At 72.8% G+C, this 11623-nt stretch carries 14 protein-coding genes and 1 pseudogene; 6 read left to right on the top strand and 9 right to left on the bottom strand.

Features of this window, described 5'->3' with window-relative positions; translation table 11 throughout:
* The coding region (locus GT045_RS11380; RefSeq protein WP_161334085.1) for a zf-HC2 domain-containing protein at positions 1 to 637 on the bottom strand (637 nt) is incomplete at its 3' end.
* On the bottom strand, positions 634 to 1347 hold the full coding sequence (gene sigE, locus GT045_RS11375) for an RNA polymerase sigma factor SigE (protein WP_161290569.1): 714 nt from the start codon (positions 1345 to 1347) through the stop codon (positions 634 to 636). The genes GT045_RS11380 and sigE, both read right to left, overlap by 4 nt.
* Positions 1348 to 1581: 234 nt before the next feature.
* Here sigE and GT045_RS11370 point away from each other — a divergent pair, with 234 nt between their 5' ends.
* Positions 1582 to 2280, top strand: coding sequence for an O-methyltransferase (locus tag GT045_RS11370; protein WP_161290567.1), 699 nt, complete (start codon positions 1582 to 1584; stop codon positions 2278 to 2280).
* A gap of 84 nt (positions 2281 to 2364) precedes the next feature.
* On the opposite strand, the gene GT045_RS11365 is transcribed toward GT045_RS11370, so the two are convergent.
* Positions 2365 to 2532 carry a DUF3117 domain-containing protein gene (locus GT045_RS11365; protein ID WP_018544333.1) on the bottom strand — a complete coding sequence of 56 codons (168 nt, stop codon included), beginning with the start codon at positions 2530 to 2532 and terminating at the stop codon, positions 2365 to 2367.
* Between the two features lie 371 nt (positions 2533 to 2903).
* Here GT045_RS11365 and GT045_RS11360 point away from each other — a divergent pair, with 371 nt between their 5' ends.
* Positions 2904 to 3707, top strand: coding sequence for an enoyl-CoA hydratase-related protein (locus GT045_RS11360; RefSeq protein WP_161334084.1), 804 nt, complete (start codon positions 2904 to 2906; stop codon positions 3705 to 3707).
* On the opposite strand, the gene GT045_RS11355 is transcribed toward GT045_RS11360, so the two are convergent.
* Positions 3673 to 4287: a DNA-3-methyladenine glycosylase I gene (locus GT045_RS11355; protein ID WP_161290557.1), complete on the bottom strand. Its 615-nt coding sequence runs from the start codon at positions 4285 to 4287 to the stop codon at positions 3673 to 3675. The genes GT045_RS11360 and GT045_RS11355 overlap by 35 nt on opposite strands.
* On the bottom strand, positions 4284 to 4646 hold the full coding sequence (locus GT045_RS11350; protein WP_161334083.1) for a DivIVA domain-containing protein: 363 nt from the start codon (positions 4644 to 4646) through the stop codon (positions 4284 to 4286). Before GT045_RS11350 ends, GT045_RS11355 begins: the two co-directional genes overlap by 4 nt.
* Before the next feature lie 137 nt (positions 4647 to 4783).
* On the opposite strand from GT045_RS11350, the gene folP reads away from it, so the two are divergent.
* Positions 4784 to 5644 carry a dihydropteroate synthase gene (gene folP / locus GT045_RS11345; protein WP_161290553.1) on the top strand — a complete coding sequence of 287 codons (861 nt, stop codon included), beginning with the start codon at positions 4784 to 4786 and terminating at the stop codon, positions 5642 to 5644.
* A 57-nt stretch (positions 5645 to 5701) separates the two neighbouring features.
* Here the strand turns inward: folP and GT045_RS11340 are convergent, their stop codons facing one another.
* Positions 5702 to 6460, bottom strand: coding sequence for a TIGR00730 family Rossman fold protein (locus GT045_RS11340; RefSeq protein WP_161334082.1), 759 nt, complete (start codon positions 6458 to 6460; stop codon positions 5702 to 5704).
* Between the two features lie 105 nt (positions 6461 to 6565).
* Positions 6566 to 7645 (bottom strand): succinyl-diaminopimelate desuccinylase, encoded by a 1080-nt coding sequence (gene dapE, locus GT045_RS11335; RefSeq protein WP_161334081.1) that lies wholly within the window; start codon positions 7643 to 7645, stop codon positions 6566 to 6568.
* Positions 7646 to 7740: 95 nt separating this feature from the next.
* On the opposite strand from dapE, the gene GT045_RS11330 reads away from it, so the two are divergent.
* Both GT045_RS11330 and GT045_RS11325 read left to right on the top strand, forming a co-directional pair.
* Positions 7741 to 8745 carry a heavy metal transporter gene (locus GT045_RS11330; protein ID WP_345942613.1) on the top strand — a complete coding sequence of 335 codons (1005 nt, stop codon included), beginning with the start codon at positions 7741 to 7743 and terminating at the stop codon, positions 8743 to 8745.
* A gap of 286 nt (positions 8746 to 9031) precedes the next feature.
* Positions 9032 to 9484 (top strand): ATP-binding protein, encoded by a 453-nt coding sequence (locus GT045_RS11325; protein WP_161290547.1) that lies wholly within the window; start codon positions 9032 to 9034, stop codon positions 9482 to 9484.
* An 81-nt stretch (positions 9485 to 9565) separates the two neighbouring features.
* On the opposite strand, the gene GT045_RS11320 is transcribed toward GT045_RS11325, so the two are convergent.
* Positions 9566 to 10663 (bottom strand): bifunctional succinyldiaminopimelate transaminase/glutamate-prephenate aminotransferase, encoded by a 1098-nt coding sequence (locus GT045_RS11320; protein ID WP_161334080.1) that lies wholly within the window; start codon positions 10661 to 10663, stop codon positions 9566 to 9568.
* Positions 10664 to 10786: 123 nt separating this feature from the next.
* Positions 10787 to 11107 carry a ferredoxin gene (gene fdxA, locus GT045_RS11315; protein ID WP_121787075.1) on the bottom strand — a complete coding sequence of 107 codons (321 nt, stop codon included), beginning with the start codon at positions 11105 to 11107 and terminating at the stop codon, positions 10787 to 10789.
* A 140-nt stretch (positions 11108 to 11247) separates the two neighbouring features.
* Here fdxA and GT045_RS40680 point away from each other — a divergent pair.
* A pseudogene (locus tag GT045_RS40680) lies at positions 11248 to 11623 on the top strand (GNAT family N-acetyltransferase); the annotation flags it as partial.

Raw genomic sequence — 11623 nt, 5'->3', positions numbered from 1 at the left:
GACGCGCCGGGGTCACGTTGCTGCCGTTGCCGGAGCCGCCGCGGGCGTCCTTGGTCAGGTCGCCGGGGAAGGCCGTGGTCACGCCGCCCAGGGCGACCGCGGCCAGCGACACCGCGCCGGCGGCGGCGAACGCGAACCGCAGCCCGCGCGAGGCGGAGCGGCCGTCGTCCGGGCGGCCGACGGGGTGGATGCGGAAGCCGGTGTCGTCGGGCCGGGGGATGCCGTCCGCCGCGGCGGGCACGAAGCCGTGCGGGCGGGCGGGGACGTAGCCGAACGGGAGGCGATCGCCGCGCCTCACCCCGAAGGCGCCGGTGCTTCCGGTGGTGCCGCCGCCGAGGAATCCGCTCCCGGGCGACGGCGTGCCGCCGTCGTCCGGGTCACCTCCCCCGGGGAGGCCCTGGAGGCGGGCCAGGAAGCTCGCCGAGGGCGGGGGCGGGGCGGCCTCCGCGAACACGTTCTTCAGCGCGCGCTGGGCGTCCGCCTCCGCCTTGCACCGGCCGCAGGTGGCCAGGTGGGCGAGGACCCGCTCACGCGTCTCATGACCCAGCTCTCCGTCCACCAGGGCGGAGAGCCGGTCTCCCAGGTGCTGTTCTGCGAGGAGCGGCTCCTGCGCAGGTTTCGGCCGAGATCCACTCACGCGGTCGCGCCCCCTCCCCCCAGAGCGGGGACACGGGTCAGGAAGGAGCGCCGCTCGGCCGCACGGGCCTCCGGGGAGCGGTGCGCGAGGGCCTTGCGGAGCTGGGACCGGCCGCGGTGGATACGGGAGCGGACCGTGCCCAGCTTCACGCCGAGGGTGGCGGCGATCTCCTCGTACGACAGTCCTTCGATGTCGCACAGGACGACGGCGGCGCGGAACTCGGGCGCCAGCGTGTCGAGGGCCTGCTGGACGTCGGCGTCGAAGTGGGCGTCGTTGAAGAGCTGCTGCGGGTTGGGTTCGCGGCTGGGCAGGCGCTCGGCCGCGTCCTCGCCGAGGGCGTCGAAGCGGATGCGCTGCTTGCGCCGCACCATGTCCAGGAAGAGGTTGGTGGTGATGCGGTGCAGCCAGCCCTCGAAGGTGCCCGGCGAGTACGTGGACAGGGAGCGGAAGACGCGGACGAAGACCTCCTGCGTGAGGTCCTCGGCGTCGTGCTGGTTGCCCGTCAGACGGTAGGCGAGCCGGTAGACCCGGCCACTGTGCGTGCTGACGATCTCGTCCCACGTGGGCGGAGTCCACGCCTGCCCGTCCGCGTCGGTGGCGAAGGTCGCGGTCTGGGTCCCGCCTGCGGCGGGACCGGCGGCGTGGCTGTCAGCAGCGGTGTCGGTCACGGATTTCGGCCTGCCCGCCGACCCGAGGAAGCGCCGCAGCACTCCGCCCCGGTCCCCGGGTGCAGCCGCACCTCCCCTGTCGGCTCTGGTGGTGTCCAGTGGAGCCCCTACCATAGCCACCTCGCCCGTTAGCTCCGGATAAGCGGTTTTACGAGAATTTGACACGTGCTGGCCCGGCTCATGCGGCTGCGTCAGCAGTTGCTCGGTGCCCTGGTCCACCGCTCGCCCCCCGTCGCGTCCCCGGCTGTCGTCCCATCCCTGTTAACGCCCGGTCCCATCTGCGGGTTCCCGACGCCAACGGATACAGTCACGCCCAGGCAACCACGGGGACAGGAGAGGGTCATTACCGGCAACCGGCAGACGAGCTGGGCGTTCGCCGACGCCTTTGTCGCCGAGGACGAAGCGCTGCACTGGGCCCGTGACCGGGCCCGCGAGGCGGGGCTGCGCTCGGTGATGCCCAGCACGGGCGCCGCGCTGAGACTGCTCGCCGCCTCGGTGGACGCGAAGGCGGTCGCGGAGATCGGCACGGGCTGCGGGGTGTCGGGCATCCATCTGCTGCACGGGATGCGGCCGGACGGGGTGCTCACCACGGTGGACCCGGAGCCGGAGCACCAGCAGTTCGCCCGGCAGGCCTTCCGGGTCTGCGGCTTCGCCAGCAACCGGGCCCGTTTCATCCCCGGGCGGGCGCTGGACGTGCTGCCGCGTCTCGCCGACGCCGGCTACGACCTCGTCTTCTGCGACGGCGACCGGCTGGAGTACCCCGACTACCTCGCCGAATCGTTGCGCCTGCTGCGCCCGGGCGGCCTGGTGGTCTTCGAGGGCGTGTTCGCCAACGGACGTACGGTGGATTCGGGACCGCAGCCGGCCGAGGTGCTGCGGCTGCGCGAACTGCTGCGCACGGTGCGGGAGAGCCAGGAACTGGTCTCGTCGCTGCTGCCGGTCGGCGACGGGCTGCTGTGCGCCGTCAAGCGGTGACGGCGGCCCCGTGCCCCGGGAACGCGGCTGCCCCGGCACCGCGTACGATGCCGGGGCAGTCGCAAGGACAGGATCGCTGGGACCTCAGACGACGACCTTCTTGAGGGCGTCGCCAAGCGCCTCGGCCTCGTCCGGGGTCAGCTCGACGACGAGTCGACCGCCGCCTTCGAGCGGAACGCGCATGACGATGCCCCGCCCCTCCTTGGTCACCTCGAGCGGGCCGTCACCCGTCCGCGGCTTCATGGCCGCCATGCTCGTTCCCCTTCCTGAAACCAGCTCATCGTCTGCCGACGACCCCACGAGGGCACCCGCCATCCGGAACGGACACGCGACACCGGCATCGAACACATTGCTTCCCAGCCATTATCCCGCATCGCAGGACCCGATGACCAACATGAGTCGGCATCGCTTGGGCAACGCGCGCGAGCAAAACCACCCAATTCGGCGATGTGCCTGCGATACTGCGCCACCGCGCGGAGCCGCGCCGGCCGACTCCGGTGCTTTTTTGTTAGACGCAGGTCACACGTCCGGTCCGGCCCGCGGCCGGTGATCTCCGCCATGCTGTCCTCATACATGGACGTACCGAGCGGTACGTCACCACCGCGAACCGGAGGGGATACGCCATGGCCGACACCGTGCTCTACGAGGTGGAAGACGGGCTCGCGACGATCACGCTGAACCGCCCCGAGGCGATGAACGCGCTGAACATCGCGACGAAGGTCGCCCTCAGGGAGGCGGCGGAATCGGCGGCCGGCGACACGGCCGTACGGGCGATCCTGCTGACCGCCGCCGGGGAGCGGGCGTTCTGCGTGGGCCAGGACCTCAAGGAGCACATCGGGCTGCTGGCCGACGACCGGGAGACCGGGGCGGGGCAGACGATGAGCACGGTCAGGGAGCACTACAACCCGATCGTGCGGGCCCTCACGGGGGCACCCAAGCCGGTCGTCGCGGCGGTGAACGGTGTCGCGGCCGGCGCCGGGTTCGGTTTCGCGCTCGCCGCGGACTACCGGCTGGTGGCCGACACCGCCGCGTTCAACACCTCGTTCGCGGGCGTCGCCCTGACCGCCGACTCCGGCATCTCCTGGACGCTGCCCCGGGTGATCGGCCCGAGCCGCGCCGCCGACCTGCTGCTCTTCCCGCGCAGCATCAGCGCCCAGGACGCGCTGGAGCTGGGCATCGCGAACCGGGTCGTGCCCTCCGCGCAGCTGAGCGCCGAGGCCGCGAAGGTGGCCCGGGCGCTGGCCGGGGGGCCGACGGTGGCGTACGCGGCGATCAAGGAGGCGGTGGCCTACGGCCTGACGCACTCCCTCGACGAGACGCTGGACAAGGAGGACGAGCTGCAGTCGCGGGCGGGCCGGTCGGAGGACCACGCGATCGCGGTGCGGGCCTTCGTCAACAAGGAGCGGCCGGAGTACCTGGGGCGCTAGCGCCCCGCGCCACACAGGCCGCCAGATGGTCGTCGACCAGGCCGCACGCCTGCATCAGGGCGTATGCCGTGGTCGGGCCGACGAATCGCAGACCCCGCTGCTTCAGGGCCTTGGACAGGGCCGTGGACTGCGGGGTGACCGCCGGGACGTCGGCGAGGGTCCGCGGGGCCGGGCGGGTGACGGGGTCGGGGGCGTGGGACCAGACGAGCTCGTCCAGGTCGCCCTCGGCCCAGCCGGCGAGGACGCGCGCGTTGGCGATCGTGGCGTCGATCTTGGCCCGGTTGCGGATGATCCCGGGGTCCGCCAGCAGGCGCTCGCGGTCGGCGTCGGTGTAGGCGGCGACCTTCTCGATGTGGAAGCCCGCGAACGCCGTGCGGAAGCCCGGGCGGCGGCGCAGGATCGTGATCCAGGACAGGCCCGACTGGAAGGCCTCCAGGCTGAGCCGTTCGAAGAGGGCGTCGTCGCCGTGGACCGGCCGGCCCCACTCCTCGTCGTGGTACGACACGTAGTCGTCGGTGGACAGGGCCCAGGGGCAGCGCAGGGCGCCGTCCGGACCGGCGACGGCGGCTCCGGTGGTCATCGCCCGTCCTCCGCGCCCTCGGTGCCGTCCGGCTGCCGGTGCCCTTGGTGCGCGGCGGCTCTGGCCCCGGCCAGCGCCGACTCCAGATCGGCGATACGGGCGTCCCGCTCGGCCAGTTCGGCGGCGAGCCGGCCGAGCGCGTCGTCGACGTCGGCCATGCGGTAGCCGCGCGGCGTGACCGGGAAGCGCAGGCTCTCCACGTCCGCGTGGTCCACCGGGCGGTCCGCGGGCAGCGGGTCCTGGAGCCGCTCGGGCGCCACCTCGGGCAGCGGGGCGCTCTCCCCGCCGCCCACCACGGCCAGGGTCACCGCGGCGACCACGACGGCCAGCGCGACGACCAGGAACAAGAACATCACCATCGCCAGGGGTCCCCACGCTCGTTACCGGCCGCTGTGCCGGAAGCAGAATCTGTCAGGGTCCGATCGTGCCATGCGAGTCCGACAGTTAGGGTCACAGGCGGCCGTACAGCGGGACGTACTAGGAAAGGTCGCAGCGGATGCTCAGGCTGGGCAGGCGGGAATTCGGGCCGCACGAGCCGGTGATCATGGCGATCGTGAACCGGACGCCGGATTCCTTCTACGACCAAGGGGCGACCTTCCGCGACGAGCCGGCCCTGGCCCGGGTCGAGCAGGCGGTGGCCGAGGGCGCCGCGATCATCGACGTCGGCGGGGTCAAGGCCGGGCCCGGCGAGGAGGTCACGGCCGAGGAGGAGGCGCGCCGGACCGTCGGTTTCGTCAGGGAGGTACGGCGCCGGTTCCCCGAGGTGGTCATCAGTGTGGACACCTGGCGGGCCGAGGTCGGCGAGGCCGTGTGCGAGGCGGGCGCGGATCTGCTGAACGACGCGTGGGGCGGGGTCGACCCCGCGCTCGCGGAGGTCGCCGCCCGCCACGGGGCGGGGCTGGTGTGCACGCACGCCGGCGGTGCGCGGCCGCGTACGCGCCCGCACCGGGTGGCCTACGACGACGTCATGGCCGACATCCTCGGGGTGACCCTGGGGCTGGCCGAGCGCGCGGTCGCGCTGGGGGTCCCGCGGGAGTCCGTGCTGATCGATCCCGGGCACGACTTCGGGAAGAACACGCGCCACAGCCTGGAGGCGACGCGGCGGCTGGACGAGATGGCGGCCACCGGGTGGCCGGTGCTGGTGTCGCTGTCCAACAAGGACTTCGTCGGCGAGACGCTGGACCGGCCGGTGAAGGAGCGGCTGATCGGCACGCTGGCGACCACCGCCGTCTCCGCGTGGCTCGGGGCGCAGGTGTACCGGGTGCACGAGGTGGCCGAGACCCGGCAGGTGCTGGACATGGTGGCGTCGATCGCCGGCCACCGGGCCCCCGCGGTGGCGCGCCGGGGCCTGGCCTGACCGCCCCGGAGGGGGCGGCCAGGGGCCGGACGCCGGCGGACGCGGGCACCGCCGGTGTCAGCGGCCCGCCTCCTTCGACACCAGGGCCACCGCCTCCTCCACGTCGTCCGTGAGGTGGAACAGCAGCAGGTCCTTCTCCGCCGCCTTGCCCTGGGCGATCAGCGTGTCCCTGATCCAGGACACCAGGCCGCCCCAGTACTCGCTGCCGAAGAGGACGATCGGGAAGCGGGTGACCTTCTGCGTCTGGACCAGGGTCAGGGCCTCGAAGAGCTCGTCGAGGGTGCCGAGGCCGCCGGGCAGGACCACGAACCCCTGGGCGTACTTCACGAACATCATCTTGCGGACGAAGAAGTACCGGAAGTTCAGCCCGATGTCGACGTACGGGTTCAGTCCCTGTTCGAAGGGAAGTTCGATGCCGAGCCCGACCGAGATGCCGCCCGCCTCGCTCGCTCCCCTGTTGGCCGCCTCCATCGCGCCCGGGCCGCCTCCGGTGATCACCGCCCAGCCGGCCTCCACCAGACCCCGGCCGAGCCGCATGCCCGCCTCGTACTCCGGCGAGTCCACCGTCGTCCGCGCCGAGCCGAACACGCTGATGGCGGGCGGGAGTTCGGCGAGGGTGCCGAAGCCCTCGATGAACTCCGACTGGATGCGCAGGACCCGCCAGGGGTCGGTGTGGACCCAGTCGGAGGGTGCCCGCTCGTCCAGCAGCCGCTGGTCGGTCGTGCTGGACGTCACCTGGGACCGCCGTCGGAGGACGGGTCCGAGCCGCTGCTCGTCCGGTGGCTGCTTCTTCCCCTCGGGGTTTCCGGTAGCCATGTGCGCTCCCTCCGCTTGCCGGTAGTTCGATCTCAGACTAGATCGAGCCGGGTTACGGAGGGGGGACGTCCGGGTGTCCGCCGCGCGTGCGCCCCTACGGTCTCCTCAGACGGTGAGCCACTTCCGCAGGCGCTCCTCGCCCGCCAGGATCTTCGCGGTCTCCACGCGCTCGTCCCGCTTGTGGGCCAAGTGGGGGTTGCCGGGGCCGTAGTTGACCGCGGGGACGCCGAGCGCGGAGAAGCGGGACACGTCCGTCCAGCCGAACTTGGGCCGCGGGGTGCCGCCCACCGCCTCGATGAAGGCCGCCGCGGCCGGGTGGGAGAGGCCGGGCAGGGCGCCGCCGCTGTGGTCGTCGACCACGAACTCCTCGACACCGCAGTCCGCGAAGACCTCGTGGACGTGCGCGATCGCCTCCTCCTCGGTGCGGTCGGGGGCGTAGCGGAAGTTGACCGTCACCACGCACTCGTCCGGGATGACGTTGCCCGCCACTCCCCCGCTGACGCCCACCGCGTTCAGGCCCTCGTGGTACTCCAGGCCGTCGATGACGGGCCGGCGCGCCTCGTAGGAGGCCAGGCGGGCCAGGACGGGGGCCGCCGCGTGGATGGCGTTCGAGCCCATCCAGGAGCGCGCGGAGTGGGCGCGCTCACCCGTGGTCCTCAGCAGCATCCGCAGGGTGCCCTGGCAGCCGCCCTCGACCTCGCCGTCGGAGGGCTCCAGCAGGATCGCGAAGTCGCCCGCCAGCCATTCCGGGCGGGCCGCGGCGATGTGCCGCAGGCCGTTGCGCTCCGCCTCCACCTCCTCGTTGTCGTAGAAGACGAAGGTCAGGTCGCGGTTGGGGGCGGGGACCGTGGCCGCGATGCGCAGCTGCACCGCCACGCCCGACTTCATGTCACAGGTGCCGCAGCCCCACAGCACGCCGTCCTCGTCGAGCCGCGAGGGGACGTTGCCGGCGATCGGGACGGTGTCGATGTGGCCGGCGAGGATGACGCGCTCGGCGCGGCCCAGGTCCGTACGGGCGATCACGTTGTTGCCGTACCGGTCCACCGTGAGGTGCGGCAGGGCGCGCAGGGCGGTCTCGATCGCGTCCGCGAGCGGCTTCTCGGTGCCGCTCTCCGAGGGGAAGTCCACGAGCCGTGCGGTGAGCGTGGCGGCGTCCAGTGCGAGATCAAGGGAGGTGTCGGCCATGGCCACGACCCTAGCGCGCCGCCCGCGGGGGCCGGGCGGCGCGCGTGTCGCGGACCCCCCGTGAGGGCCGGGCGGGGCTCCAGTACCTTGTACGCGTGCCAGACCCGTCCCCCACCCGTCCCAAGCGTCGCGGTCGCCTCTTCCGTTACACCGCGGCCCTGCTGGTCCTGTGCGGTGTCGCCGCGTACCTCGTGGTGCAGTACGTCACCGGAGGCGGTGGAGCGCGCGGCTGCACCGTGGTCGCGGCCTCCGGCGACGGCGCCTCCTACGAGTTCACCCCGGAGCAGGCGGTGAACGCGGCCACGATCGCCGCCGTCGGCACCGGGCGCGGGATGCCCGAGCGGGCCGTGACGATCGCGATCGCGACCGCGCTGCAGGAGTCGGGGCTGCGCAACATCGAGCACGGCGACCGGGATTCGCTGGGCCTGTTCCAGCAGCGGCCCTCGATGGGCTGGGGCACCGAGCGGCAGATCATGGACCCGGCGTACGCGGCGGGCATCTTCTACGCGCACCTGGACAAGGTGCCCGGCTACACCGAACTGCCCCTGACGGTGGCCGCGCAGCGGGTGCAGCGCAGCGGTTACCCGGAGGCGTACGCCAAGCACGAGCCGGACGCCTCCTTGCTGTCGGCGGCCCTGACGGGGCGGGCCGCGGCCACGCTGACCTGCGACGGGCGCCCGGAGCGCACGGCGTCGGCGACCGGCCCGGACGCGGTACGGGCCGCGCTGGTACGGGACTTCGGGCGCGACGCGCTGCAGGAGACCGGCGCGGAGGTGGGTGGTACGCCCGTCCCGTCGCCGTCCCCGTCGCCGAGCGTGACCGCGACCGCCCACGGGCGGACGGTGACCGTTCCGGTGTCCGAGGGCGGCAAGCCGGACGCGGCGGGGCGCGACGAGCGGACGCGGGGCTGGCAGCTCGCGCAGTGGGCGGTCGCCAACTCCTCGGCCCTGCACATCCGGCGGGTGACGTACGCGGGCCGGGAGTGGACCGCGGGCGGCGGCGGATGGCGGACGGCCGCCCCGCAGGGGACCGCGGGACCGCAGGGGGCCGCCGGGGGCGAGAGGTCCGTGGGGGCGGTCCGGATCGTGGCCGGACAGTAGTACGACCGGTCACTCCGGCGGGTTGCGCGGCACCGGGAGGTCCGGCCGTTCGGGCGACCGGCCCGTCCGGGATGGAAACCCTTGGGAATCAAGGGCCGGAAGGATTCTGCGCGCCCGCCGGCGAACTCTCTTTGCCCGTTTTTATCCACACCTGATAATGCGATGCGTTATCCATTCTTTACCCGAGGCGTCCGCAACCTTCGCGGGCTTCGAGCGGTAGTCACGACGTCCGAGCCGGACACCAGCCCGGACACAGACACCGTTCTCTCCCGTCGAATGGAGCATCATGTCCCTCCCTCTGACCCGCCGGATCGCCCGTGCCGCGCTGCTCGTCGCAGCGGGAGCGGCTGCCGGGGTCGGTGCGGCCGGCTCCGCCGGTGCGGCCACGAACCTGCCGGCGGCGACCCCGAACCTGGGCGGTCTGACCGCGCTGGACGGGGCGCACGTCGGCAACGCCGTCGACGGTGCCGCGCAGAGCACCACCTCGCTGGCGGGCCACGCCGGCGGCAAGGCCGTCGAGCAGGCCGTGCCGGCCGCGGGCAAGACCGGCGGCGGTGCCGTGAAGAAGACCACGCCCGCGGTGCAGAAGGCCGCGGGGGACGCGGCCGGGACCGCGGGGGGTGTCCTCGGGGAGACCGCCGCCGGTGCGACGAAGGGCGGGCTGCCGACGGACTCGCTCACCAAGGGCGGGCTGCCGACGTCGTCCCTGCCCACCAAGGGACTGCCGCTGGGCGGCTGAGCACCCGGCTGCGACCGCCGGCGGGGTCCAGGATTCCTCTCCTGGACCCCGTCGGCCTGTGCGGTCGCACCCGCGCCCGGACTACGCCGTCAGGCGCCGCACCGCCGCCTCGACCCGTTCATCCGTCGCCGTGACGGCCACCCGGACGAACTGCTCGCCCGCCTCGCCGTAGAAGTCGCCCGGCGCCACCAGGATGCCCAGCTCGGCCAGGTGGGCGACCGTGGTCCAGCAGGACTCGTCCCGGGTGGCCCAGAGGTACAGGCTCGCCTCGCTGTGCTCGATCCGGAAGCCCTGGGCGAGGAGAGCCGACCGGAGGGCCTCACGGCGGGCCGCGTAGCGCTCGCGCTGCTCCCGCACATGGCCGTCGTCGCCGAGGGCGGCCACGACGGCGGCCTGGGTCGGCGCGGAGGTCATCATGCCGCCGTGCTTGCGGATCTCCAGCAGCGGGCCGAGGACGGCCGGGTCGCCGGCGATGAAGGCCGCGCGGTAGCCGGCCAGGTTGGAGCGCTTGGACAGGCTGTGGACGGCGACGACGCCGTCGTAGGAACCGCCGTTGACGTCCGGGTGCAGGACCGAGACCGGGTCCGCCTCCCAGCCCAGCTCCAGATAGCACTCGTCGGAGAAGACCAGGACGCCGTGCGCGCGGGCCCAGGCGACGATCTCCGTCAGCTCCCGCTTCGACAGCACCTTGCCCGTCGGGTTGGACGGGGAGTTCAGCCACAGCAGCTTCAGGCCCGTCGGGTCCAGCTCGCGCGGGTCGTCGTAGACCTCGTACCCGGCACGGGCGAGCCGGGCACCGACCTCGTAGGTGGGGTAGGCCAGGCGCGGGTAGGCGACCTTGTCACCGGGGCCGAGGCCGAGCTGGGTCGGCAGCCACGCCACGAGTTCCTTGGAGCCGACGACCGGCAGCACGTGCCGGTGGGTGACCCCGCGGGCGCCCAGGCGGCGCTCCAGCCAGCCGGTGATCGCGTCACGCAGGGCCGGGGTGCCCCAGACGGTCGGGTAGCCCGGGGAGTCGGCCGCGTCGATCAGGGCCTTCTGGACCGGCTCGGGCACCGGGTCGACCGGCGTGCCCACGGAGAGGTCGACGATCCCGTCGGGGTGCGCGGCGGCCGTCTTCTTGTACGGCTCCAGTCTGTCCCAGGGGAAGGCGGGGAGCCGGTCGGAGACTGCGGACACGGGAATCAGGCTCACTTTCGTACGGTGCGGCAAACGCCTCGGTCCCGTGCGGCGGTGATCGGGACGATCGGGCCGTACGGGACCGAGGCGGCGCTCTTCACGGGCCGCTTGGCGCTGGAACGGTCACTCGCCCTGCGGCGGCAGCGCGGCCACGAAGGGGTGGTCACGCTCGATCAGCCCCAGCTTGCTGGCGCCGCCGGGCGAGCCCAGGTCGTCGAAGAACTCGACGTTCGCCTTGTAGTAGTCCTTCCACTCCTCCGGAGTGTCGTCCTCGTAGAAGATCGCCTCGACCGGGCAGACCGGCTCACAGGCACCACAGTCGACGCATTCGTCCGGGTGGATGTACAAGGACCGCTGGCCCTCGTAGATGCAGTCGACCGGGCACTCCTCGATGCACGCCTTGTCCTTGACGTCGACACAAGGCTGCGCGATGACGTAGGTCACGCTGTCGTTCCTCCTCGATAGGGCGCTGGCGGGCCTCCTCAGGCTCCGCCGCCTGGCGCGCGGGAGCGCGGCGTCGTCGATGCCCGCCCCTAGTATCTCCGTTCCGGAGCTCGATCCGAACAGGAGGGGTGAACTGACCAGTGGAAATCTCGGCGGCAGGACGCCTGGAAGTCCGAATCACCCCTGCTGACGTGGGGAAACGGGTCTCCGTAAGGCGCTTGGGCGAACCCGGTGCTGGACCGGAGAAGTTCACTGACACGGTGGGTGTTCTCACATCATGGGACGACGGCGTGCTCATGATCACACGTCGGGACGGCGAGAGCGTCGCAATCGAGCAATCGGCGCTGGTGGCGGGGAAGGTCGTACCGGCCGCTCCGGCGCGCCGCCGCGGGCCCGCCGCCTCCTACCGGGAGCTGGCACGGCTCGCCGCCCGGGCGTGGCGGCCGGTGGAGAGCGAGCGGCTCGGCGAGTGGGAGCTGCGGGCGGCCGTCGAGGCGGAGCCGCCGCAGCGGCCCG

Source organism: Streptomyces sp. SID486, assembly GCF_009865385.1.
In the GTDB taxonomy this organism is placed as follows: Bacteria; Actinomycetota; Actinomycetes; order Streptomycetales; family Streptomycetaceae; genus Streptomyces.
Note: the sequence above shows the minus strand (reverse complement) of the source record. Positions and strands in the feature narration are given on the sequence as shown.

What these genes read in the sequence shown, in the direction of transcription:
- dapE (WP_161334081.1), bottom strand. Translation starts at nt 7,645, where the DNA reads ATGGCCGACACCTCCCTTGATCTCGCACTGGACGCCGCCACGCTCACC.
- GT045_RS11325 (WP_161290547.1), top strand. Translation starts at nt 9,032, where the DNA reads ATGTCCCTCCCTCTGACCCGCCGGATCGCCCGTGCCGCGCTGCTCGTC.
- GT045_RS11360 (WP_161334084.1), top strand. Translation starts at nt 2,904, where the DNA reads ATGGCCGACACCGTGCTCTACGAGGTGGAAGACGGGCTCGCGACGATC.
- GT045_RS11355 (WP_161290557.1), bottom strand. Translation starts at nt 4,287, where the DNA reads ATGACCACCGGAGCCGCCGTCGCCGGTCCGGACGGCGCCCTGCGCTGC.
- GT045_RS11340 (WP_161334082.1), bottom strand. Translation starts at nt 6,460, where the DNA reads ATGGCTACCGGAAACCCCGAGGGGAAGAAGCAGCCACCGGACGAGCAG.
- GT045_RS11365 (WP_018544333.1), bottom strand. Translation starts at nt 2,532, where the DNA reads ATGGCGGCCATGAAGCCGCGGACGGGTGACGGCCCGCTCGAGGTGACC.
- GT045_RS11350 (WP_161334083.1), bottom strand. Translation starts at nt 4,646, where the DNA reads ATGGTGATGTTCTTGTTCCTGGTCGTCGCGCTGGCCGTCGTGGTCGCC.
- folP (WP_161290553.1), top strand. Translation starts at nt 4,784, where the DNA reads ATGCTCAGGCTGGGCAGGCGGGAATTCGGGCCGCACGAGCCGGTGATC.